Here is a 22789-nt window from a genome sequence, read left to right as displayed (position 1 = left end):
TTCCATGAATCTGGTTGACACTATTATGAGGCGCAACTATAATAAAATCATAACATATGAACAAGTGCTCATATATTCATTTGTAGACGATCAAACATTGCCAAGAATCATCTATATTCCACACTAGAAATCATATTACATAACGGAGCAAGGCTCCAAAGGAGAGGATTTATATGTCCGGACATCATCACGATCAGAACCATGGGCACGATCATGGACACAACCACGCTCACACCACCAATAACAAGAAAGTCCTGTTGTTTTCCTTCATTATTATTACCATCTATATGATCGTTGAAGCCATTGGTGGATTCATCACCAACAGTCTCGCGCTCATCTCGGATGCAGGTCATATGTTGTCCGATTCCATTGCGCTCGGGATCGCTTTACTGGCGTTCACCTTTGGTGAAAAAGCAGTAAATACCGGCAAAACCTACGGCTACAGAAGATTTGAAATTTTGGCCGCTACGTTAAACGGAATTACGTTAATCGCCATTGCACTCTACATTTTCTACGAAGCCATTGGTCGATTCATCAACCCGCCAGAAGTCGCAACCGTAGGCATGTTAATCATCAGCGTCATTGGATTGCTCGTCAATATTCTGGTAGCCTGGATCATGATGCGTGGTAGCGATACTGAGAATAACCTGAACATGCGCGGTGCTTATCTGCATGTCATCAGCGACATGTTGGGATCGGTTGGGGCCATTGCGGCAGCACTGCTCATGATGTTCTTTGGCTGGGGTTGGGCCGATCCACTTGCAAGTGTAATTGTCGCGGCGTTGGTATTACGAAGTGGGTTCTATGTCACCAAGTCCTCCCTGCACATCTTGATGGAAGGTACTCCGGCCAATGTGGATGTGAATGAACTGGTGCAGACCATCAAACAAGTTGATGGCGTCAAAGGCGTACACGATGTGCATGTCTGGTCCATTACCAGTAACCTGAATGCGCTGACCGCTCATATTGTGGTAGATGGAACGATGGATGTTTATGCATCCGAGATCCTGGTTCAGAAGATTGAACACATGCTGGAGCATAAAGAAATCAAACATGTGACGCTCCAAGTGGAGTCTGAGAAACATCTGCATGATACCTCGGTATTATGTACGGTCAAAGGCGACGCACCAGATGCTCATGCGCATCATCACCATTGAGATGAGTAACAAAATTTAGTTATAACAAAAACAGGGCATATTCCCCGATGAAGGGAACGCCCTGTTTTTATTTTCCTAAGTTCAGCTTTTTGGTATGAGTAGAAAATAGAATAGCCTTTACCTAACCGTAGCGGGCTCTGGATTACTTGTATCTGGAGAGTAACTTCTCTTTCTTTTGATCGAATTCATATTCTGATATGATATTTTTCTCTTTTAATTCACCTAACTGTAGCAGTTGTTCATGCACATTCACAGGGGTCTTTTTTTTCTTGCTAGATATGATTAGAGCTAGAATTGAGAAAAGCAGACCATACAGTCCACCCAGAAGTCCCAAAACTGCCGCTACCTCCGCACCTTCTTGCGAACCATCTAAAAAAACTGCTATTAATAAAAAATTGAGTAAGAACCCAATAAGGCTAACGATTGATAATGCTTTCAATGAATATTCCTCCTAAATGTTATGTATGTTCTATTCAAAATCAGGAAAGGTCGGTCAGAAGTCTAAACATTAACCTCGTCCCAGTTTATAATGACGTATCCAAGCTGAAACAGCAGGATAACAATATAACTAATGTTGATTCCCAAACTGGTCTTAACTTTCTTGATCTGATCCAAGTAGTCTTCTTTGTTTATTTTTCCGCGTTCCAGCTTGGACTTCATCCAAGCCTTTCTCAATTCCTAGCTTAAAGCTTACATTCACGCTTAAGGTTAGAATGACTAATCCAAAACCTATAAAACTTAAATACGGTGTGAATTTGTTGCTTCGTATGTGCTCTTCCCTTCCGGCAATCTCCATTTGTCTAGTGACTGTTTCATTCAAGATTGCAGATTCACTGTAGCCCAGATACTCAACTTCATTAATCTCCGCCACCACCACAAGATGAACAGCTGGATGAGCTGCAAGAAGAGTCAGAAGATGATCCCGAGGATGATCCAGATCCTCCCGAGGAACTACTATTGTCTGTACATTGGTCCGCATAACAGCTGGAACTGCTCGTGCAACCACTGCTTGACGAGGAACCATAGGCTGCCTTTTCCTGTGGAAGAATTTCCTGTTCCAACCGCCCCATGTGTAACCCATATGTCGCCTCGTTATGCATGGAGTAATACACCATGGCGCTAGCCATGACGAGAGCTAAATCACTACTTCCGGAAGATGCTGGAGATAGCTCTTCTTCACTTAGAGTTGCCGATCTACGTAGTTGATCAATCAAGTAGATAATCACCTGAGCAGCTTCAGGATCCTCCTGCATGCGTCTGGCATGAAACAGTTCATTTACCAGTTCGAATTGATCTCCCTGTGCGATCAGCTTCTGTACATCACTGGATAATGGGTAAGTGAAAAAATCACCCCAGATTGCAGCACTGTAGGGGGTGAACTCAAATAATTGACAGTACACCCAGTCAAACCATGCACGTGCTCCTGGCGTTTCGCGGCGGGTGATTGCCGGCTCATGGTGTACCGTGGAACCCATTAATTCTGCACAAAAATCAGCGTAAGATTTCGTAAACATCAGCATCTCATGCCACAAATCATCAACTTCATCACTGAACATGGGCACCTGCTTAAGTAATGAAGCCATAATGAAATATCGCTTAAGCTCTATCAATTTCCACCGATACTCCAGCGTTTTCATGTGAGGATATTCCTTTTGAATTCGGATCTTGAGTTTGTTGGCAAAATGCTTATTGTAACTCTTCTCCAATTGAAGAATGGTTTGCTGATAGGAGACTTCTTCTCGAAGTCCAAGATTCAATGGTGCTTTTTTTCGTTTGTACGTAACTTTCGTCTGTTTTCTGCGTCTTCCTGCTGGACGGAAAATCTTGAACTTACGTCGAACCAAATAGGCTGTTACAACTAATAAAACTGCTGCAAGGTAGTAGTAGATCGGCATAATATAACCGCTCCTCTCCGTTGATCTTCTCTATGTAGGGTTAAACTATCATTAGTATAAATGAGGAACGGCAGTTATTAATAGAGCCCTTTGGCATACATGCCAGGGCTCTAGTTTAGTATATTCCATTGTTGCTCATTGTTATGAAATGGCAATGATTATTGGAGATAGGGTATTTCCCGGGAAACTTCCCACCCATAGCATACTCACCCCACGGTACACCTACCACTAAAGCAACTTGAAAGAGAATAACGATTAGGATCAGGAAGGTGAATACGATTGCTGACGTTAATACGATCATGACCACACTCCTAAATCATAGGTGATTATAATGGTTTATCATAAAGTACCCGAGCTTGATCACAGTTCAACGGTTCGGTAAAAGATACTTTCAAGAAGTATTCCAGCTGCCATTGCTGCGTTTTTACAGCCTGTTTACTTATTGGCTTGTCCCAAGGCGGATATAAACGAATTGCACGCTTGCCACCTTTGCCTTGATCCGATATGATATCTCGCTGTAACAATACATTCTTCGGAAATACAAATTGCCCAAAGTGGCTACCTGCGCGCGTACTAATGACATACATATCTGCTGGATCTGATACATCATATGGCTGTGTCGTTCCATCCTCACTCCGCTGCCATAGGGTAACAAATTGTCCGATCTTGGTTGGCGTGGTTTTGGCGACGCGAAATCGAATGGAGAGAGCATTTAAGGTGAACACATATGCACCATATTCAGCATTTTGTGCTTCTTCATATGGTTGTGAGCAGATAAAGCCACACTTGTCATAGATAAGTTCTTTACTGGCAAGTAAGTCGCCATGAAGCATCTCGGAGGTCGTCCAAGAATTCGGACGATTCAAAAACCTTTTGTTATCCAACTTGTGATATCTCTCCTTTCTTGTATAGTCTGAACTAAGGCATTTGCGATAGCTGTAAAAAGTTTGTTAGTTCAAAGTTCCTGACATAATCGCTTCCATTCCTGCCATGCCTTCAAATACTCAGGCAGATCATCAGGGTGATGCTTATTGCTCAGCCCAATTCGGCAATATAGATGGACCAGAGCTTCCTCTATCAATCTGGATTTATCCATATCTACTTGCTCTAAAAGTTCGAACGTAGCAAATAATGTTTCGGTGTTGATATCATCCGGCGAAGAGCTAAAAGCATACAAGAAATCATAGAGGATAGGTCCAACCATTGGAGATGGGTCAATAACGCCGATGAGTTCATTTTGATCATATACAAAATTATGAACCCCCGTATCGCCATGTAAAAGAAACTTCTCTCCTACCTCATGAAACAGGTGATCCACTTTGGATTGAACCAGATTATAATCATCTGTTGTTAAAACACTTCCGATATTCATCTTTGCTTCATGAATACTAATCTGATTGAATTCTTTCCATGTCCTCTGTGGGAACTCTATTCTGCCCCATGATTTGGTATCTGTAGAACGCACATATGTATTGAATAACTCTTTCACCAGACGAGTTAACCAGTCTCTTTTCTGGCCCCGGTTGAAATAGGTCGTACCTTCCATATACGTATAAATGAAATAAGTGTTATCCGGATCAGTCAACAAAACTTCAGGCAGTAACGAAGAATTCTTATACGTATCCAAAAACTGCTGGGCGATGTGAATCTGTTCGGGTTCATCTGATTTCAAAATATAGTGCTTATTCAGACTTGTACTCAACCGATAAACACGTCCAGCTGTGGTACCTGACAAACTTTGAATTCCAGATATTTCTTCGTTGATATGATGCATCTTGAATAAGTTATTGATCTCATTAATCGTTGGATTAATTAACATATGGTTCTCCTCATAATAACTAGGATCTGAATTCATTTGTCGAAGATAAGGTGAGTATAAATTCCAGCTGCACAGTGGGTTGGGTTATCTTTCAAAATGGGCCCGTTCTTCTTGATTGGAACTAAAAATATAATCTGGATACTGGTTTGCCATGGGTGGAAGCTGATCCTCGGGGAAAAACTGCAGATCCTTCATCTCTTCATTATCGGGCGTGAGTTGCCCGTATTTGATCCTGCATTCAAATACGATAGTCAAATATTCAACCTGATGACCATTACTGTATGTAAACCGTCTTGCTTCACCCCCGTATACCCCGATAATCTTCTCGGGTTCAACAACTAGACCTGTCTCTTCCAGTGCCTCTCTTACCATCGCTTGCGCCGGTATTTCACCAAGCTCAATTGCTCCAGCAATCAGCCCCCAGGTTGATTCGTTATGTTTACGACCGAACAGAATCTCCCCTTGTTCATTTCGGATAATCCCAGCTACACCCGGCATAAAAACAAGCTCGTTGCCGATCTTTTCCCTCAGGTTTTTGTAATAGTCTGACATGCCCATACACAGTTACCTCCTGTCTTTTAATTACTGAATTCTCTTCCATGAATGATCCATTGTACGGCATCCCAAATATCTTCTGCGATATAATCAGGTTCGGTCTCCATCCATTTGTCTCTGAATTTGGTTAATGAAGATTCCCCCCAGCCTGTTCGCACCATGATCTTGGTCGCTCCTACGGCATGGGCAGCAAGCATGTCTGTATCTCCTACATCTCCAATTACTATGCATTTGGATAAATCCAGACCGTGTTCCTCTGATGCCTGTAATAACATTCCGGGTTTAGGCTTTCTACAACTGCATTCTTGCTCATGCGGACATATATAGGAGTGATCGAATCCATACTCACGAAATTGCTCTTCAAAATCCTCAACACTTGCTTCTCCACGTGAGATTCGATATTGATTCGTAAAAGCCAGTACCATAATTCCTTCTCGTTTCAAAAGCATAATTGCTTCTTGAGCATTGGGGTATAATCTGAAATCTCTCGGATGAATAAAATGACCTGTACCACCGATAGTTCCATCTCTGTCTATAAAAACAGCTTGTACGTTCCCCTGTGGTTTCATCATGGTCTGTTCCTTTCTCAGAAAAATTTCAAGGTGTTCATCTATACTTTCTCATCGATAATATGCTTGCTACCATCTTGCTGCTTATGGTGTTGCAATTTTTTAATTTCAGTTTTCAGATAGTGCACTTCTTTGATTAATACATCCAGCTTTTTCGATGTCTTGGATGAATCTATCGCATAACGTACAATTGCTGCAAAGACAAGAACGACAATTAAACTTATAATTGAGATCACTAAAGTCCAGATAAATTCAAAAATGGTGTTCAACTCCTTGCTGTCAAAATAATATGTTATAAAACTCTTCTGAAAACCAAAACCATATCATCCCTAATATAACCATTATGGTGCCTAGTACTTTTAATATTATTTCGATATGTTTAGGGATATCACTATTAGGTGGGTTATCTTCAAACTCGTAATTCGGTTTAATTTCTCGATATCTCATCAGGACAAATATTTTGTATAGAAAATCAGGAAAGAAGTAACATGCAAAGCCCACGACAAATACGGGAGTAGATAAATAACCAAACGTACTGGTGGTCCATTCCATCTCTATTTTCTCCATCCCCCTTTTTTTCCTTACTGAATTCCTGCCGTACCAAAAGTATTTTCGATGGCCTGTTTATAATTTTCCCAACCAAAATAAAACGGGCCTACCTGTAGTTTCTTGTCGTTCAATATGAAATCTCTCCAGATCACAACATCATCTTCCCTATCAATCTTTACAGAAATAAATCCACACTCCTCATCCCCACACCAGGGACACACTAAAATGGGATATCTATAATACATGGCTTCATGTGGTTTCTTAAGTAAAAAATAATCAATAAGAAGCCTTTGATATTCATCGCTTCCCCATCCGAGACAAGGTACCAAATCATGTTTTTTCAGCCTTTGATAGAGCGATGTACCATCAATCATAATGTCAGCAAATTTCGTATTTTTATTCCCATCCTGTTCAGGATCGAACTCGTCGTATCTTGAAGCTAACTTGGTTTCTATCGTGCTAATTTTCACTATATTTCCTCCGTAATCATCCTCTTGGTCTCTCTTGGTCTCTCTCATTCTTCCTCTACGAGAATATCAGCACAGCGAACAATCAACTCAGGCATATTCTCTCCATCAAATAGAACATGAAGCTCATATCCGTTATCGATCCGATACAGCTCTTGATACAGCCAGTAACTGCCTACAATCTCACCATCTTGCTTAAGGATTTCCGGCGCAACGAGCGTGAGTTTATTTATATTGGTGAAGCCCCCACGGGTGTCAAAACGAATGACCACTTCATCTCCCGTCAGTAGTTCCATCACTGTACAATCATGAAATTGAACCCGACTACGGATTTCATCGGGAATATCCTGCGCTAGAATGGCTTCCCTGTATTCATTCGATACACGCTCCATCTCTCTCCTATTTTCTGCACTCTGTTTCTTCAGCTGGAGCATAACTTCTCTCGTGCAATAACCCAACGTAAATACACGGATATCCGCAATTTGCTCATATATTTCCTTTGGTAATCGTTCTTTCTGGTGTTTGTAATCCCATTCCTGCATCTCTTTAAATGCAATTCTATGCTGTAGCTCGTCAAAAGGAGGCCTCACATCATAATCCGCGATTAATTTCTCGATCCGCTCTCTTTCTTCAGCAGGCATCTGGTATACTCTTTTATCGTCTTCCGATATCTCATTCCCACTAAGAAACTTTTCGGCAGGTACAAAAACATGGCCATTTTGCTTCAGCAAAAAACGAGGATCTATATTGTACATTTCACGCTGAAACTCTACATACTCTTTTTCTTTTCTTTTATAACGTCGCAGGAAAAGTGCTTCGTCCAATTCGTAAGTTCCTCTATGTACCCTCATCCCAAAATGAAGCCCTGTCCGCTGACACAGCTCATACCATTCTTTCGTTCGATATCTCATATGCATCTCTCCTGCTAATTTTTAGGAATCTAAATCTACTTTGCTATTGAAGCGTAGAACGCTTTAATTAGTGACGATACGAACTCCTGCATCAGACTCCTCTGTTTCCGGGAATTCCCCATCTGGATCATCACATAAGTGCTCACCACTCGTTAGAAACTGCTCTATTGTTTGCATCGCTACTCCTCCAAAATCTTCAGCCCTAACGATTCCTTATATTCACAAACACTGTTCTACCCCACGGTTTGAAACAATTTATGTTTGATCTCTTTGTTGTTTCGCGCCGCCCATTCATGCACAGCTTCTACGCCTGCGGATTCCTGACCTCGTTGAAAGTAAAAACATAGATCCATCGGTACTAACCGTTTACCATAGAGTTTGATGCCAATCCGTCTGTAATTCATATAAATACACTCAATCTGAGATGCATCATATCTCTGATGTTTCATAGAAATCACATGATCGCTTTCCAGCGTAATACTGGGTTTAGTGAAAAACAAACGCCAGAGCAGAAAAACGATATAACCGAGAATAAAGGTCAATATAACGATCAGGAAGTACTTCATAATACCATTTTCATCATAAATAATATTTCTGAAAAACATAGCTTCAATGACCAACATACATAATAGGCTCAACCATGCTCTTGGATAAATCGTCTTGTATGTGATGAGTTCCACCTCCTAATTATTCTCTTCATTAATCCGAAGCCACTCGGAAGGGGCTTTTCTGGCAAAATGCTTTTCAACAAAATCCAAAATGTTATCAATCCCAGGCAATGCCGCATTTTCTTTAGCTTCGTCAAACGTCATCCATTGGTACTCGGTATGTTCATGATTTAACCGGACAACCTGGCTTTCATCCACATATCCTACGAATACGGGAGCAATATAGATATACTCCCCCATGGGTGAATAATATTGTTCGAATTGATTGGCAGAATACAACCGGACTTCCGTAATACCTGTTTCCTCATGAACTTCTCTGAGTGCAGCTTCCCATGCCTTCTCGCCCTTTTCTATCCCGCCGCCAACATAACACCACTCGTTATGCAACATACGACCAGCCCGCTTTAGCATCAGTACACGGTATTGATCGAGGCTTTTCTTCAACAGAACTACAGCCACGCCTTCACAACGAATAGGGACTACCTGTTTCACGTGCTCCGCACCATTCAATTTCTCGCCCCCTTCTCTTCAGAATCGAAGTCCTCCAAAACTTTAAACTTATCTCCGTGGATTTTATCCAGATGCTCTTCTCCCCAATAACACAAATGGTCCAGGGCAGGCTTGAGTCCCCAGCCGTAGTCCGTCAACTCATATTCCACTTTGGGAGGCACCTCCGAATATACCTTGCGCTGTATGATCTCATCCTTTTCAAGTCCTCTGAGCTGCGTTGTCAGCATCTTCTGCGTAATGTCCGGTATTAACCGCCGAAGCTCCGACGTGCGTTTCCGTCCGGTCATCAAATGATAAATAATCAACGGCTTCCACTTCCCACCCATTACTTCCAAGGCCGCTTCCACGCCTACTTTATATTTTTTTGGAGCACTCGTTTCTCTATGTTCTGTCATTCTGAACCCCTCCATAAATAGGCTGTATCCCAAGTGAAAATATAAACTTTTTGCTACTCTTCTTTCTATTATTCAAGCCCATTTCGAACCATCCATTTAGGGTACTTTAATGTTCCTATGGCACTTCATTCTTCCTATAGAACATCAAAGTGCGTACTTCCAGATGTTTTCATACCTGTTTATAATAGCATCAGCCACTGATTTATGGCTACAAGACTGCAATCCAGAAAGGTAGTGAAAGATAAGATGAACGTACTCGTTGTAGTATCCCACCCAAGAAAAGACTCCTTGACCTTTCAGGTAGCTCAACGTTTTGCACAGGGTCTTACCGATGCTGGTCACGGTTATGAGATATTGGATTTGCATGGGATTGGCTTCGACCCAATTCTCCGAGAGATGGATGAACCAGACTATACCCAAGAAAATCAGGTGTTCTCGCCTGAGGTTGAGACGGAGATGGAGCGGTTGAAGAAACACGATGCTGTGGCTTTTGTGTTTCCTCTCTGGTGGTGGCATCTGCCAGCCATGTTGAAAGGTTATGTGGATCGTGTCATGAACAACGGATTTGCCTACGGCGCGAACAAGCTCTCTCATAAGCAAATCTTGTGGATCTCTCTTTCGGGTGTGACGGAAGAACAGATGTATAAGCGCAACTATGGTCAATCGATCGCCAACCTGCTCAATGTGGGGATTGCCGATTACTGCGGCGTGTCCCAATCGAGGGTTGAGTTTTTATATGAAACGTTGGAATCCAAGCCTGAGCATTATGAGGCACTGCTGAACCATGCACATCACTTGGGACTGAACTATGTCAACGATATTCCGACTCCATGATCGTATGAGAAAAAAGGTGTGACCCTAATATGAATTCTGAAGTTTAGTGGTACGTTCAATAGCGGATTACTATACTTGAACACGGCAAAAAGTCGCTCCGAAGAGCGACCCTGCCTGTGTGTCTTGCATTATTTTACTGTCGAGAGAAGAAACTTCTCCAGCATAGTGATATCGGTAATACTATGGTTGCAAGCTGTGTTATCCATGCATACGTACTGGGCAATGGAAGAAAAGTTATCCGGCGAATGAGCCTTGGTCTTCACGTTGAAGAATCCGAGCTCCTGATGACGATGACAGAACATGCAGTACCCCTTTTTGTTCGTGGGTGTAATCCGTCCCTCAATACCGAGGAATCTGCCTTCGTACGGGTACACGATGAACAAACGGCTCGTCGCAATGTCAGTCCATCTCAGATAGGTAGTACGTGCGTAATCGATGGATTCGAGATCGGGCACTTTAAGCTTCTTGGCCTTTGGAAACAACTTCTGAATCTGCTTCGCTGATATTTGCGGATATGGAATCAAATATGATTCCAGCCCGTTCAGATACGTCTGCAATTCATGTGTTGTCTCATACGTGGATAACTGCTCCAGCAGTTGCTTCTGCTCCGAAGTGAGTTCATCGAAGATGCTCACCGCATTTGTGCCGACCGTATAACGGACGGTTTCCAATACTTTGGGATCCACAACCGAGCGTAGCGTTTTAAGCAGGAAATCAGCTTGTTTTTGAATATAATTGAATTGATGATTCTGAATAAATGGTGTTTGCATGGCGTTCAGCCCCTTATTTTTATTGGAAGAACAAATAAGGTGCAAAGCCTGCGGGATGTAACATTATGTTGATATTGATTCCAGGGCAACAATCTCATTTTGTCGCGCCCTACACAAAGTCCGCCCCTATTCAGGCTTTGCGTAAGGCTTTCTAGCGAACGAGCAATCCGGCATCATCCATATTGCCACGTCATAACCCCCAATACGATAGATATATCGAAATTATAACAGGGCATCATAGTGTAGGCAACGGGCTTCGTTCCAATTTCCTCTGTTCAAGAAATATGATTACATATCAGGCTTCCTTCCCATTTTCCACGAAATGATCTACTGCTGACTGCTCAATGGCCAGTCCTTCCGTGTAACGCTCCATGAACAAGGCAAATCCATTCACATCCGTGCTATTTGGAGAAACCTCTTGTCCTTCTGCATCAATAAACACCTTGGTAGTAAGGTACTCCGCCAAACCCTCGTGCTGCTGCTTATTAACCATGTAGGAAGCCAAAATAGCCATTCCCCATGCGCCACCTTCACCAGCGGTAGACATGACCGACACGGGAATATTCAGTGCGGATGCGCACATTTTTTGAGCGACTCGTGGGGTTTTGAACAATCCGCCATGCGCCCAAATGTGCTCAATCGTTACGTGCTCCTTCTGTGTGAGAATATCCAGCCCGAGCCTTAGTGCAGCAAACGCAGCAAACAGATGGACTCTCATAAAGTTTGCCAGGTTGAAGCGGCTCTCTGGAGAACGTACGAACAACGGACGACCTTTTGCAATTCCTGTAATGTTCTCGCCTGAATAGTAGCCATAGCTCAGTAAACCACCGCCATCAGCGTCAGCTTTCAGTGCTTCATTGAACAACACACTGAATAACTGGTTCATATCGGGCTTCTGTCCCATCGCCTCATAAAACTCACGGAACAAGTCGACCCAGGCATTAATATCGCTGGAGCAGTTATTCGCAAGAACCATAGCCACAGGATTGCCATCAGGTGTAGTCACGATGTCAATCTCAGGGTATACCGTAGATAGGTTTTTATCTAATACAATCATGGCAAAAATCGATGTACCTACGGAAATGTTACCCGTACGTTTTTGGACGCTATTCGTAGCAACCATGCCTGTTCCAGCATCGCCTTCCGGAGGGCAAAGTGGAATATTGGATTCCAGATTACCTGATGGATCTAACAGTCGGGCACCAGCTTCACTAAGATATCCGGCATGTTCACCGGCAGTGTACACTTTAGGTAAAATATCTTTAAGATTCCACGTGTAGCCTTTGTCGGCAATTATATCGTCAAACTTCTTCAACATATCTTCATGGTATTCCAGTCTGGATTCATCAATTGGGAACATACCTGAGGCATCCCCTATACCAATAGCTTTACTGCCAGTTAACAGCCGATGTATGTAACCCGATAACGTCGTAATATAATTGATGTTCGTAACATGCTCTTCTCCGTTCAAAATCGCTTGATACAAATGTGCGATGCTCCAGCGCTCTGGAATTTTAAACTGGAATTTCTCGGTTAGCTCTGATGCAGCCTTACCCGTTGTGGCATTACGCCATGTACGAAACGGAACCAATAACTCCCCTGTTTGATCAAGTGCAATGTAACCCTGCATCATAGCAGAACATCCGATTGAGCCAATTTTTTGTATCGTTACACCATAATTTGTTTCAATCACTTGCTTTAATTGATGATAGGTTTGTTGCAACCCATGAATCATTTCATCCATAGGGTAAGTCCAGTAACCGCCAATCAATTGATTTTCCCACTCATAACTGCTGGAACAGATGGTATTAAAATGGTGATCAATAAGTACAGCTTTGATTCGTGTGGATCCAAATTCAATGCCTAGCGAAGTTTCTCCCCTGACTATTGCTTGTTTCAAGTTTTGATCCATCATCGTATTCATCCTCTCTCAATTTGGAATTCGCCCGATTCGGAAATAGGTGATTTGAATAGCCCAAATCAAGGTGTAAATTTCATGAAGAAAGAGCAGGATTGAAGCTGTAACGGACAATTACAAAGTTAATACCGCCTGCACTTCACCACATGCCAACATTTCACCTGTTTGAATAAAACCAAGAGAGTCATAAATTTTCTTCGCAACTACATTTTCAGGTTTGTAGGTGAGTTCTACAACTTTGGCTTTTCCACGTGGAAATGTCCTCGCATACTCAATTGCTTTTACTACCATTTCTTTACCATATCCCTTACCTTGGTATCGCTGGTCAATCATCATCTTGAAGATGCCATAACTGCTATATTCAAAATTGCCATCCCCGTCATCATAGTACATCGAAATAAAACCTACCATATTGTCTTCCTTATAGACTGCAAAAGTAATAATAATCTGCCCCTCATCTGAGGCAACGTACGCTTCAGCAAGTGCATGTTGGTTCGAGGATATGAATCTTTGTTGGTCTGGAGTGACTTTAAGTTCAATACATTCGATAAAATTATCCCAAGTTATTCCTCTAAATTCCATTTTGAATTCCCTCCCGCACTCATCATCATTACTATTTTCATTCTATTTTGTTGCACTAATATAGCTCAATTTAAAAATACGATCATACATATATGTGTAAGAATCGTAATACTCAAGCGCCTTTTTTCTCTCTTCGTGGAAAGACTTTAATCTTTCCTTGTCCCCGGTATGAACATAGGCTATTAACTCAATACTTGCTTTTTTATATGCCTCCACACTATAACCCGCATCAGAAAAATCAAAGGAATTATAGTCTTGTACTGGAGTAAACACCTCTGGACGGATCCAGCCCTTAAATTCGGCTTCCTTTATTAACTGTTGTAATCTGGAGATGTCAACTTGCTCTTCTAATATCACTTTACTAAGAACATCAACCACTTCTTGCTCGATCTTGTTGAATTTGCTTGTAAATTCATGATTGGAAAGATGCATCTCTATTAAATTTTTAGTGTAATGAGAATAACTATTCACTAGATTAAGCTTGGAATTCTTATACTCTACCGCAAATCTTGCATCACGAAGAACACTGGCCGGGATATAAGCATGATTGTCAATTATTTTGACTTCTGTCCCTGCCCTGGTCTTTAGTTCTTTTCCATTCAAAAATATACTTATCTTCTGTGGTGCGCTTGTCGCTGCAAAAGCAAGAGAAGCGCTTACTAACGACAAAGCAAGAGTAACGATTATCATTTTTTTCACTTCGTACACACCCTCTTATATGAATAATAAAAATAACTTTCAATCAGCTATCATCGTACCATTTTATTCAAATAAAGGTAATACACTACATATATGCAACGTTCTTTATCCATACACAAAAAGAAGCCCCCTCCCTGGCCTTCCCCAGTTCAGTGACTCCTTTTTCAAAACCCTATTCATTCCCTACATTCAACTACTCCTTAACAGCACCAACCACGATCCCAGTAACAAAGTACCGTTGCAGGAACGGGTACACGAGCAGGATCGGCAGCGCGCTGATAAAGATCTGCGAAGCACGAATCGTCCGTTGGGACAGGTTCTTCACCGCTTCTGGATCAAGCTTCGACATATCAGCCTGCACGATGATTGTCTGCATGAATGTCGCGAGTGGCAGTTTTTCCGCATCACGGATGTAGATGATCCCGTCAAAGTATGCGTTCCAATGCCCAACCATCATGAAGAGAGAAACCGTTGCAATAACGGGTACCGAGACAGGCAGATAGATTTTGATAAACGTCTTAAAGTGACCTGCGCCATCGATAAATGCAGCTTCCTCCAGATCCTTCGGAACGGTACGGAAGAAATTCAGCAGCAAGATAATGTTAAACACCGCAACCAATCCTGGCAGGATCAAGGCCAGCAATGTATTCATCAGTCCCAGCTTCAGAATCAGGATGTACCCCGGAATGAGGCCACCGCTGAACAGCATCGTGATGACAAAATACCATAGATAGATGTTACGTGCGCGGAACACCCGCGTCTCTTTGGAAAGTGCATAGGCTGCAATCGTATTAACGATTAACGCAAGTCCAGTACCAAGTACCGTCCGCTCCACAGATACCCATAAGGAAGAGAGGAAGTTGGTATTGGCAAACGTCTTGGCATACGCCTCCAGTGTAAATCCAATCGGCCAGAACGTTACGAGACCAGCATTTGCAGGTGCAGATGCGCTAAGTGATACCATGAGCAAGTGATACAAAGGCAGCAAGCAGAGCAGTGAAAGGATGGTCAGTAACACATTGTTGAATATGCTGAATATGCGGTAAGGCATCGTTTTATGGTACATTCGTTTGTCATCCTTTCTAGAAAATTCGATATCCGGCGAATCGGTAAGCCAGTCGGTACGAGATCACAATCAGGATCAGGCTGATGACCGATTTGAACAGATTCACAGCGGTAGCGAAACTGAACTGCCCACTAAGCAGACCTTCTCTGTACACAAACGTATCGATAATATCTCCTTGTTGATAAATCAACGGACTATATAAGTTAAAGATCTGGTCAAAGTTGGCGTTAAGCACATTACCCAGTGCCAAGGTTGCGATTACGATCCCAATGGGAATCAGTGCCGGGATGGTAATATACATCGTTTGCTTCCAGCGTCCTGCCCCATCTACTTCAGCTGCTTCATAAAGTGCAGGGTTAATGCCAGACAGTGCCGCGAGGAAGATGATTGTGTTGAATCCAAACTCTTTCCAGACATCACTCGCAATAATTGTGAATCGGAACCAGCTGCCATCCCCCAGGAAGAAGATCGGTTTGATGCCGAATACCGAAACCAGGAACTGATTGACAATACCCGTCTGGGCCAGAATGTCGATCAGAATGCCTGATAGCGTAACCCAGGACAGAAAGTGAGGAAGATACACGAGCGTTTGAATCGTTCTTTTCAGCGCCATCTTCCGTACCTCGTTTAGCAATAAGGCGAAGACAAACGGAATGATCAGATTCATGACAATCTTCGTGCAGGCAAAAAATAACGTGTTCCACGTAATTTGCAGGAAATAATCATTTTCCCACATGTACCTGAAGTGTTTCAGTCCTACCCATTCGGAATTGAAAAATCCCAGTGCAGGTTTATAATCTTGAAATGCCATCAAAATCCCGGACATCGGAATGTATGAAAATATAAAGACCATAATGGCCGCCGGCAACACCATAAAGTGCAGAATCCATGGCTGTTTGTAGCGTTTTTTTCTCTTTTTATCCAGCTTGTTCCCAACGTTTGCCTGCGGGATCCGCTTACCCTCCAATTTAGCCTCCATAGCGCTTCTCCTGTTCCCAAAAAAAGTTTTTGTGTGTGATCGGGTTCTCTGATATAAATAGTATCAAGCCATTCTGAGGTCTGCTATATAACATTGTTAGGGTTGATAGTGTTTTGTTAGGGTATCATCAGAAGAGGTTGTTTACACACGAATTAGAAGGAGACTTTTCATGTATATATGGAAGCGCTTAATGCCTTTTCAAGGTAAAACCAGATCCCCATTCAGTCTTTTTGCCAAAATAAACTTGTTAATTGTGGTCTTGTTCATCCCCATTCTAATCATGTACACCTACTCGAATAACGTCACCTATGATGTCGTCAGCAAAGAACTGCAGATCTCCAACACGAAACAACTTACGTTTCTGTCCAGTCAGATCGACTCCCGCATCAACCAGATGATGGATTTCAGCCTGATTCTCTCCCGAGACCCCAATGTCAGAGCATTCAACGGCCTCAACATGTGGGATGATCGGTATGACCGGATGCAGACCCGTTATGTGATACAAGAGAAGATGACGCTGCAAACCGGCGTTACGGATATATGGCCCACCCGATATGCGGTGCATTCACAGCAGAATAAGGATGTCATCGCCAACTACAATCAAACGACAGGGTATGATGAAGAGTATTTGAAAAAAAATATGAGTGGACGATGGACCTATGGGGATCAGGGAGCCGCATCAGAGGATGAACTAAATTCCTTCTATTGGTTCTATACCGATTCCTTGGCGCAGCCGGGGATGCTCACGGGAAGTAATCTGGTGATTGAAGCCAGCTTCAGTTATGAGAACATTCAAAATATGCTGGATACGTATAAAGCGGGCGGACAAGGCGATCCTTTCTTGTATCACAAAGGAAATTCACCCATTCTCAATCGCAGCGCGGACAAGCAATTATCCGCAGAACTCATTCAGTATCTGGACGCGCATTCTCCGGAAGATACTACACAGGATGTCGTAGAGCTGAACGGTAAGAACTATCTGGTTAGTTCCGTGAAGTCCACTTATCTGGATTGGCATCTGGTTGACGTGATTCCACTGTATCAGATTTTGAAACCTATCTCGCTGAGTCAGAATCTGTTCTACACCTGTATGATTTTGCTGCTGGTGGTGGGTATCTCGGCGTCAATCCTGCTGTACCGGAATGTGCAATATCCGATCAAAAAGCTGATCAAAGGCTTACGCCGTGTAGAGCAAGGAGATTATTCTGTCCGACTGTATAGCAAAAACCAGAATGAGTTCTCATTCCTGTTCCGCCGATTCAACGATATGTCCCATCAGATTCAGGATCTGATCGAAAATGTATTCCATGAGAAAATTAGAGCCAAGGAAGCTACGCTGAAACAATTACAAGCGCAGATCAATCCGCATTTCCTATATAATTGTCTAGGTTATATCATCAACATGGCCCAGATGAAGGACGAGCAAGCCGTGGTCTCCATGGCGCATAACCTAAGTGCGTATTATCGCTACACCACCCGTATGGAACGGGAGACGTCGTCGCTACAAGAAGAGATCAAGCTGCTGATCAACTATCTGGATATCCAGAAGCTGCGCAATGGTCGTATTGAGTATCACATCGATATCCCTGAGGATATGCTCTCCCAGTCGGTGCCACGATTAATGCTTCAACCGATGGTTGAGAATTCCGTGATTCACGGCGTGGCGAAGTCCTATTCATCCGGGGAAATCCGAATTACCGGGGAGCGCTTGAACGGTTTTGGCAGAATATACATCGACGACGATGGTCCGGGCTTAAGCCCAGAAAAATACGAAGCACTGAACTTGAAGATGCAGGAACCTTTACAAGAAGAAATGGGCTGCGGCCTTTGGAATACGCACCAACGAATCACGCACCTGTTCGGCAGTCACTCCTACCTCCTATTCGGCCCATCCCCACTTGGCGGATTCCGAACCGAAATCATCTGGGAGATACCAAAAGAGGATACAGATTCCGATAAAGGTAATACCGATACGAATTTAAGTTAATACAAACAATAAATTGACGATTTAATTTTGAACAAGATCACGTACACGATAACGCAGAGGGCAGAAATAACCTGAAGAAACGGAGTGCTCGCCTGAAAGCTTTCTGAAAGAAAGCTACATCGGAAGCATAAGCTATCACCAGATTTACACATTATTAAATTCATTCAATAAATCTGGGGGTAACAGCGATCGGAAGGTTGTTCTGTCATCGAAGTGGCAAGTGTAAATATGCCTTAGTTCAACCACCAAGGGAGACATTATAATGCAAATGATGATCGTAGACGATGAAGCACATTGGGTCGATAACCTGTCCATGACCAAGCCCTGGCACACGCTGGGGATCGAACATGTGCATAAAGCATACTCAGCACACGAAGCACTACAAATGATCGACACCCACCCCATCGATATCGTGATCTCGGACATTCAGATGCCTGAAATGACAGGCATAGAACTGATTGAACGCATCCGCATCCGGGACAAAAAAATAAAATGTATCCTGTTATCCGGGTATTCCGAATTTGATTACGCCAAAAAAGCCATCCAGTTTGAAGCCGTAGACTATCTGCTCAAGCCCCCGACAGACGAGGAATTAATGGGCGCTGTCCAGAAAGCCATTGATCAATTGAACAACGAATGGGAAATGGTCAGTTCACTGACACGAACCCAGTTTACGTTGCGAGAGAATCTCCCCCATTTGCGGGGAAGACTGCTCCTAGGGGCTTTGCAGGGACAGCGAATCGCCGCTGCCGAATGGGATCGGAAGCTCGCTAATTACGCTCTGCCCTTTCATACCGGGGATGCCGCATTAATGTTGGTTCGTTTGGAAGAAGAATTCGGACACTATGACAGCAATGATCAGACACTGATCGAATATGCAATCATCAATATGGCGGAAGAGATTATGGGTGAGTTTATTGAAGTGTGGGGCGTCAAGGAGGAGCACGGATATCTCGTGTTTTTGCTTCAGTTGAAAGATCGGAAAGGCGATATTGGCAAAGAAACCATGCTGGAGAAGCTATCGATTCAGCTCCAATCCAAAGTAAAACAGTTTCTGAAAGGCTCCCTCTCCATCGTTATCACCGAGTGGTTCACCTTTCCGGATCAGCTTTACGATCGCTTCCGTCAGGCTTCCGCCTATTTCCGGCAGATCGTCGGCGACGAACGCGAATTTGTCATGCGTGTCAGCGATGTCGAGACACCTGCGGCACAAGGTCCCTTGGATGTACTGTACACCCCGCCCACTTTCATTAGTTTGCTAGAGAGCGGACAATGGGATGCAGCGGAAGAGAAAATACGCGCGGTCTGCGCTGAGCTTGATGAGAAATGGTCGGAATCATGGGAGCATTGCATGGAGGCTGGTTTTCTCATTACGGCTTCGTTCACTAACATCGCCCACCGGAACAAGCTGACTCTGACCACTTTAATGGGCAATGATGTCGAGGATTTGCAAAGTGGGGAAGTTTTCGCTACCATCAGCAAACTGCGAAGATGGTCACTTAGTGTGCTTGGCAAACTCAAGGAAGGCGCGTCCAACGAGATCAAGGACATCCGTTCCGAGTATGTGAAGAAGATTCAGGATTTTACAGATAAAAACCTGCATCTGGATGTATCTTTGCGTGTACTAGCCGACCATGTCAATCTGCACCCGACCCATTTGTCCAAGATCTATAAGATCGAAACGGGCGAAGGCATCAGTGATTATATCTCGCGCCTGCGTATGGATCGGGCCTGCCACAAGCTGGTCACGACCACCAAAAAAGTGTACGAAATCAGCATGGAGATTGGCTATATGGACCCGGCTTATTTTATCAAAGTGTTCAAGCGCCAGTTCGGCGTTACACCGCAGGAGTATCGCGACCAGCATAAATAACATGACTGAAAATCGATCTTTTTGAACATTCACTAATAGAGTCCTATGGAAACTAACAAACTCATATAGATGCACTCCCGCACAAATTGGTACAGTTACAATGTAAAGATCATACACCGTAGGGGGATTGAACAATGATCAAATTCAAAAAAACATGGTGGTCGCTGCTCATGGTTATCGCGCTCATCACGATCACTGCGTGCGGCAGTGGCGAGACAGGCAGTGACAATGGAAATAATACGCCGGGAACTGTCGGCTCAGCTGAAGCAGAAGCTGCTTTTGCTAAAGGAAAATATGACCCACCCATCGAGTTCAGTTCGGTATTAATGCCGAAGAAATACGTGCAAGGAGATACCAAAGAAAATAACGTGCACGATCGCTGGATGCTCGAAACGCTGGGTATGAAGCATAAAGATACCTGGTATCCGGCCAATGACGATCAATACAGACAAAAGCTTCAATTGGCTATCGCCTCTGGCGAGAAGCTGCCTGATTTTGTAACCGTGCCGACCAATGCGGTATTGACCAATCAGCTGATCGACTCCGGTCAATTCATCGCGATCGATGAGTTGTTCGACAAGTACGCGAGTCAGACCCTGAAAGATCACGCAGCAGCACATCCTGAACTGTGGTATCCGTTCACCAAGGACGGCAAGAAATACAACATGCCGATCATGGAGTACACCGATAACGACGATACGCTGCTCTGGCTCCGCGAGGACTGGATGGAGAAGCTGAACCTGGAAGCTCCGAAAACCATAGCAGACCTTGAGAACATCATGGACAAATTCAAAAACGAGAACCCGGACGGTCTGTCTCCAGACAAAGTATTCCCGCTGGCGATCTCGCTGAAAAATAACACCAACACCTGGATGGGTCAGCTCGACTGGTTGTTCGGTGCATACGGCACAATCGAGGAACAATGGAACAAAGACGCAAACGGCAACCTTGAGTACGGCTCCGTTAACCCGGGTGCGAAACAAGCCCTTGCCAAGCTGGCTGAATGGATGGATAAAGGTTATATCCACGCTGACTCCGCTCTGTGGGATGAAGGTAAATCCGCTGAAAGCTGGACAGCTGGCAAAGCGGGCATTCTGCCTGGCGCAAACTGGGTACCAGACTGGCCTGCACCTGACCTGCTGAAGAACGTACCTGGCTCAAAGTATAAAGCTTACCCTGTTCCAGCTGGCCCAGACGGCAAGATCGGTACGAAGTGGCAGAACTCTGGTGTCAACGCAAGTATCATGATTAACAAGGATGCGAAGCATCCAGAAGCCATCTTCCTGTACTACAACTACCTGCTGGATAACCTTGCGAACCCGAAAGCGGGCAGTGAGTATGAATACGGCTTCGCCAAAGGTTACGACTGGGATATCATTGACGGACAACCGACCAGTGACAAAGAGAAGATCAAAGACTTCTCCAACGAATTCCCTTTCCTGACCGGCCCAGCACGTATCCCGGATCTGTACATGAAAACACTCGTGAAGCTGGCCAACGGCGAGAAGCCTGAAACACCTTACGAGAAACAAATGGCCGAATTCCGTAAACCGGAAAACTGGTATGCAGGTAAAGTCGTGATGTCCCAGATCGACGTCCGTAAACAAAACTACTTTACTGGCGCTGCAACACCAACCATGGTATCCAAATGGAACCTGCTCCGCCAGTCCGAGATGGAAACCTTCAACAAAATCATCTACGGCAATCTGCCAATTGATGCCTTTGACCAATTCGTCGCCAACTGGAAATCCAATGGCGGAGACCAGATCACGCAAGAAGTGAATGATTGGTTTAAGTCGGTAAGTGGGAAGTAAGAGACAAAATAAAACAAGCAGAAGCGTTTAATTCTATCGCTTCTGCTTGTTTTCGTTTCGTTCAAAATCACTAAACTTTTTTGTATTCGGCCTTCGCCTTCTGACCACATCGAATGGCTCAGCAAGGATAAGGTGAGCTGAGTGCTTTCCCGCAAACCTCGCAATGACAGCCTCTTATTCTGTATTTTCTTGTTTAAAGCTCCTTATTCAAAGCAACAGGCTCATCCTTCATTTATAAGATCAAAATTTCAGCCTCCGGTTCATCTGTTTTAACATGATTCAATTACCCACTGGGAACATACTCCTTTGGTTTTCATTCTGGGGAAAACAATCCTTGAATTATCCGCAATTGTCTCTCTTGAATTTTGAAACATGCACTCATTTTATATAATCACCTATGTATTACCTTAATCAATTTGAAGATACATCTTTGTTACATAAAAGCACCCAAGATTATTTTCAAGGTTGCAAAAGCACCTATCGCAGAGTATATTTAAACAGATATAGATATTTTTACAATTTTATTAAAGGAGCTTAATTAATGAATAGAAGAGCGGCTGGAGTTTCATTTTGTTTTATAGCCACTATATTATATGTGTCAAGATATTTTATTGTAACAAGTGGTGTAGTAAATTATGCAGATTCGCCATTAAATATAGCATTAAGTCGGTTGAACGGGCATGATGTTCTCTTAGTGCTAAGTATACTTTCTTTAATCATCGGAGTTATATACATCATTATTAGTGAGGTTAGAAAAGAAAAGTAAATACTC

Annotated in this window: 25 protein-coding genes; 6 read left to right on the top strand and 19 right to left on the bottom strand. The window is 43.4% G+C overall.

Annotation, left to right across the window (positions count from 1 at the left end; all coding sequences use genetic code 11):
- The first annotated feature begins 173 nt into the window (after window positions 1-173).
- Window positions 174-1157: a cation diffusion facilitator family transporter gene (locus tag MHI48_RS08155; RefSeq protein ID WP_076318206.1), complete on the top strand. Its 984-nt coding sequence runs from the start codon at window positions 174-176 to the stop codon at window positions 1155-1157.
- 142 nt (window positions 1158-1299) lie between these two features.
- On the opposite strand, the gene MHI48_RS08150 is transcribed toward MHI48_RS08155, so the two are convergent.
- From MHI48_RS08150 to MHI48_RS08090, 13 genes are all read right to left on the bottom strand, one after another.
- Window positions 1300-1596 (bottom strand): SHOCT domain-containing protein, encoded by a 297-nt coding sequence (locus MHI48_RS08150; RefSeq protein WP_076327162.1) that lies wholly within the window; start codon window positions 1594-1596, stop codon window positions 1300-1302.
- Between the two features lie 153 nt (window positions 1597-1749).
- On the bottom strand, window positions 1750-2034 hold the full coding sequence (locus MHI48_RS08145; RefSeq protein ID WP_405143664.1) for a hypothetical protein: 285 nt from the start codon (window positions 2032-2034) through the stop codon (window positions 1750-1752).
- Window positions 2015-3052: a hypothetical protein gene (locus MHI48_RS08140; RefSeq protein WP_076327163.1), complete on the bottom strand. Its 1038-nt coding sequence runs from the start codon at window positions 3050-3052 to the stop codon at window positions 2015-2017. Before MHI48_RS08140 ends, MHI48_RS08145 begins: the two co-directional genes overlap by 20 nt.
- Before the next feature lie 326 nt (window positions 3053-3378).
- Window positions 3379-3936, bottom strand: a complete 558-nt coding sequence (locus tag MHI48_RS08135) for a MepB family protein (RefSeq protein WP_245837974.1) — start codon at window positions 3934-3936, stop codon at window positions 3379-3381.
- 71 nt (window positions 3937-4007) lie between these two features.
- Complete coding sequence (locus MHI48_RS08130; RefSeq protein WP_405143661.1) at window positions 4008-4907, bottom strand: phosphotransferase; 900 nt, start codon at window positions 4905-4907, stop codon at window positions 4008-4010.
- A gap of 48 nt (window positions 4908-4955) precedes the next feature.
- Window positions 4956-5429: an NUDIX domain-containing protein gene (locus MHI48_RS08125; protein WP_076327166.1), complete on the bottom strand. Its 474-nt coding sequence runs from the start codon at window positions 5427-5429 to the stop codon at window positions 4956-4958.
- A gap of 20 nt (window positions 5430-5449) precedes the next feature.
- Window positions 5450-5998, bottom strand: coding sequence for an HAD-IIIA family hydrolase (locus tag MHI48_RS08120; RefSeq protein WP_076327167.1), 549 nt, complete (start codon window positions 5996-5998; stop codon window positions 5450-5452).
- A gap of 276 nt (window positions 5999-6274) precedes the next feature.
- Window positions 6275-6562 carry a hypothetical protein gene (locus tag MHI48_RS08115; protein ID WP_076327169.1) on the bottom strand — a complete coding sequence of 96 codons (288 nt, stop codon included), beginning with the start codon at window positions 6560-6562 and terminating at the stop codon, window positions 6275-6277.
- A gap of 14 nt (window positions 6563-6576) precedes the next feature.
- Window positions 6577-7017 (bottom strand): oxidoreductase, encoded by a 441-nt coding sequence (locus tag MHI48_RS08110; RefSeq protein WP_143781394.1) that lies wholly within the window; start codon window positions 7015-7017, stop codon window positions 6577-6579.
- A gap of 41 nt (window positions 7018-7058) precedes the next feature.
- Entirely contained in the window at window positions 7059-7922 is an 864-nt protein-coding gene (locus tag MHI48_RS08105) for a DUF4085 family protein (RefSeq protein ID WP_076327171.1), read from the bottom strand.
- A gap of 233 nt (window positions 7923-8155) precedes the next feature.
- Window positions 8156-8545 carry a hypothetical protein gene (locus tag MHI48_RS08100; protein WP_143781377.1) on the bottom strand — a complete coding sequence of 130 codons (390 nt, stop codon included), beginning with the start codon at window positions 8543-8545 and terminating at the stop codon, window positions 8156-8158.
- A gap of 60 nt (window positions 8546-8605) precedes the next feature.
- On the bottom strand, window positions 8606-9100 hold the full coding sequence (locus MHI48_RS08095; RefSeq protein ID WP_083677306.1) for an NUDIX pyrophosphatase: 495 nt from the start codon (window positions 9098-9100) through the stop codon (window positions 8606-8608).
- On the bottom strand, window positions 9097-9495 hold the full coding sequence (locus MHI48_RS08090; protein WP_076318203.1) for a helix-turn-helix domain-containing protein: 399 nt from the start codon (window positions 9493-9495) through the stop codon (window positions 9097-9099). Before MHI48_RS08090 ends, MHI48_RS08095 begins: the two co-directional genes overlap by 4 nt.
- A gap of 246 nt (window positions 9496-9741) precedes the next feature.
- On the opposite strand from MHI48_RS08090, the gene MHI48_RS08085 reads away from it, so the two are divergent.
- Window positions 9742-10329: an NAD(P)H oxidoreductase gene (locus tag MHI48_RS08085; protein WP_076327173.1), complete on the top strand. Its 588-nt coding sequence runs from the start codon at window positions 9742-9744 to the stop codon at window positions 10327-10329.
- 128 nt (window positions 10330-10457) lie between these two features.
- On the opposite strand, the gene MHI48_RS08080 is transcribed toward MHI48_RS08085, so the two are convergent.
- The 6 genes from MHI48_RS08080 to MHI48_RS08055 all read right to left on the bottom strand — a co-directional run bounded on the left by MHI48_RS08080 (window position 10458) and on the right by MHI48_RS08055 (window position 16343).
- Window positions 10458-11099 carry a FusB/FusC family EF-G-binding protein gene (locus tag MHI48_RS08080; RefSeq protein ID WP_076327174.1) on the bottom strand — a complete coding sequence of 214 codons (642 nt, stop codon included), beginning with the start codon at window positions 11097-11099 and terminating at the stop codon, window positions 10458-10460.
- 295 nt (window positions 11100-11394) lie between these two features.
- Entirely contained in the window at window positions 11395-13011 is a 1617-nt protein-coding gene (locus MHI48_RS08075; RefSeq protein WP_076327403.1) for a xylulokinase, read from the bottom strand.
- A gap of 120 nt (window positions 13012-13131) precedes the next feature.
- A complete protein-coding gene (locus MHI48_RS08070; protein WP_076327175.1) occupies window positions 13132-13599 on the bottom strand; it encodes a GNAT family N-acetyltransferase in 468 nt (155 codons plus the stop codon).
- Between the two features lie 42 nt (window positions 13600-13641).
- Window positions 13642-14298 carry a hypothetical protein gene (locus MHI48_RS08065; RefSeq protein WP_076327176.1) on the bottom strand — a complete coding sequence of 219 codons (657 nt, stop codon included), beginning with the start codon at window positions 14296-14298 and terminating at the stop codon, window positions 13642-13644.
- Window positions 14299-14491: 193 nt separating this feature from the next.
- Complete coding sequence (locus tag MHI48_RS08060) at window positions 14492-15364, bottom strand: carbohydrate ABC transporter permease (protein ID WP_017689839.1); 873 nt, start codon at window positions 15362-15364, stop codon at window positions 14492-14494.
- Window positions 15365-15380: 16 nt separating this feature from the next.
- Window positions 15381-16343, bottom strand: a complete 963-nt coding sequence (locus MHI48_RS08055; protein WP_370739087.1) for an ABC transporter permease — start codon at window positions 16341-16343, stop codon at window positions 15381-15383.
- Between the two features lie 169 nt (window positions 16344-16512).
- Between MHI48_RS08055 and MHI48_RS08050 the strand changes: the two genes are divergently transcribed.
- The 4 genes from MHI48_RS08050 (at window position 16513) to MHI48_RS08035 (ending at window position 22783) form a co-directional block, all read left to right on the top strand.
- Entirely contained in the window at window positions 16513-18330 is a 1818-nt protein-coding gene (locus MHI48_RS08050) for a sensor histidine kinase (protein ID WP_076327177.1), read from the top strand.
- A gap of 262 nt (window positions 18331-18592) precedes the next feature.
- Window positions 18593-20203 (top strand): response regulator, encoded by a 1611-nt coding sequence (locus tag MHI48_RS08045; RefSeq protein ID WP_076327178.1) that lies wholly within the window; start codon window positions 18593-18595, stop codon window positions 20201-20203.
- A gap of 134 nt (window positions 20204-20337) precedes the next feature.
- Window positions 20338-22017 carry an ABC transporter substrate-binding protein gene (locus MHI48_RS08040; RefSeq protein WP_076327179.1) on the top strand — a complete coding sequence of 560 codons (1680 nt, stop codon included), beginning with the start codon at window positions 20338-20340 and terminating at the stop codon, window positions 22015-22017.
- 541 nt (window positions 22018-22558) lie between these two features.
- Window positions 22559-22783: a hypothetical protein gene (locus MHI48_RS08035; protein ID WP_076327180.1), complete on the top strand. Its 225-nt coding sequence runs from the start codon at window positions 22559-22561 to the stop codon at window positions 22781-22783.
- Window positions 22784-22789 lie beyond the last annotated feature (6 nt).

The organism is Paenibacillus sp. FSL H7-0942 (genome assembly GCF_045040715.1).
GTDB classification, from domain to species: Bacteria; Bacillota; Bacilli; order Paenibacillales; family Paenibacillaceae; genus Paenibacillus; species Paenibacillus amylolyticus.
The sequence above is the reverse complement of the archived record's forward strand: the minus strand, read 5'-3'. Positions and strand labels throughout refer to the sequence as shown.

Excerpts from the sequence above, each read along its gene's own strand:
- MHI48_RS08155 (WP_076318206.1), top strand. The coding sequence starts at position 174 with ATGTCCGGACATCATCACGATCAGAACCATGGGCACGATCATGGACAC.
- MHI48_RS08140 (WP_076327163.1), bottom strand. The coding sequence starts at position 3,052 with ATGCCGATCTACTACTACCTTGCAGCAGTTTTATTAGTTGTAACAGCC.
- MHI48_RS08130 (WP_405143661.1), bottom strand. The coding sequence starts at position 4,907 with ATGAATTCAGATCCTAGTTATTATGAGGAGAACCATATGTTAATTAAT.
- MHI48_RS08125 (WP_076327166.1), bottom strand. The coding sequence starts at position 5,429 with ATGGGCATGTCAGACTATTACAAAAACCTGAGGGAAAAGATCGGCAAC.
- MHI48_RS08120 (WP_076327167.1), bottom strand. The coding sequence starts at position 5,998 with ATGATGAAACCACAGGGGAACGTACAAGCTGTTTTTATAGACAGAGAT.
- MHI48_RS08115 (WP_076327169.1), bottom strand. The coding sequence starts at position 6,562 with ATGGAGAAAATAGAGATGGAATGGACCACCAGTACGTTTGGTTATTTA.
- MHI48_RS08105 (WP_076327171.1), bottom strand. The coding sequence starts at position 7,922 with ATGAGATATCGAACGAAAGAATGGTATGAGCTGTGTCAGCGGACAGGG.
- MHI48_RS08100 (WP_143781377.1), bottom strand. The coding sequence starts at position 8,545 with ATGTTGGTCATTGAAGCTATGTTTTTCAGAAATATTATTTATGATGAA.
- MHI48_RS08090 (WP_076318203.1), bottom strand. The coding sequence starts at position 9,495 with ATGACAGAACATAGAGAAACGAGTGCTCCAAAAAAATATAAAGTAGGC.
- MHI48_RS08085 (WP_076327173.1), top strand. The coding sequence starts at position 9,742 with ATGAACGTACTCGTTGTAGTATCCCACCCAAGAAAAGACTCCTTGACC.
- MHI48_RS08080 (WP_076327174.1), bottom strand. The coding sequence starts at position 11,099 with ATGCAAACACCATTTATTCAGAATCATCAATTCAATTATATTCAAAAA.
- MHI48_RS08075 (WP_076327403.1), bottom strand. The coding sequence starts at position 13,011 with ATGGATCAAAACTTGAAACAAGCAATAGTCAGGGGAGAAACTTCGCTA.
- MHI48_RS08070 (WP_076327175.1), bottom strand. The coding sequence starts at position 13,599 with ATGGAATTTAGAGGAATAACTTGGGATAATTTTATCGAATGTATTGAA.
- MHI48_RS08060 (WP_017689839.1), bottom strand. The coding sequence starts at position 15,364 with ATGTACCATAAAACGATGCCTTACCGCATATTCAGCATATTCAACAAT.
- MHI48_RS08055 (WP_370739087.1), bottom strand. The coding sequence starts at position 16,343 with ATGGAGGCTAAATTGGAGGGTAAGCGGATCCCGCAGGCAAACGTTGGG.
- MHI48_RS08050 (WP_076327177.1), top strand. The coding sequence starts at position 16,513 with ATGTATATATGGAAGCGCTTAATGCCTTTTCAAGGTAAAACCAGATCC.
- MHI48_RS08045 (WP_076327178.1), top strand. The coding sequence starts at position 18,593 with ATGCAAATGATGATCGTAGACGATGAAGCACATTGGGTCGATAACCTG.
- MHI48_RS08040 (WP_076327179.1), top strand. The coding sequence starts at position 20,338 with ATGATCAAATTCAAAAAAACATGGTGGTCGCTGCTCATGGTTATCGCG.
- MHI48_RS08035 (WP_076327180.1), top strand. The coding sequence starts at position 22,559 with ATGAATAGAAGAGCGGCTGGAGTTTCATTTTGTTTTATAGCCACTATA.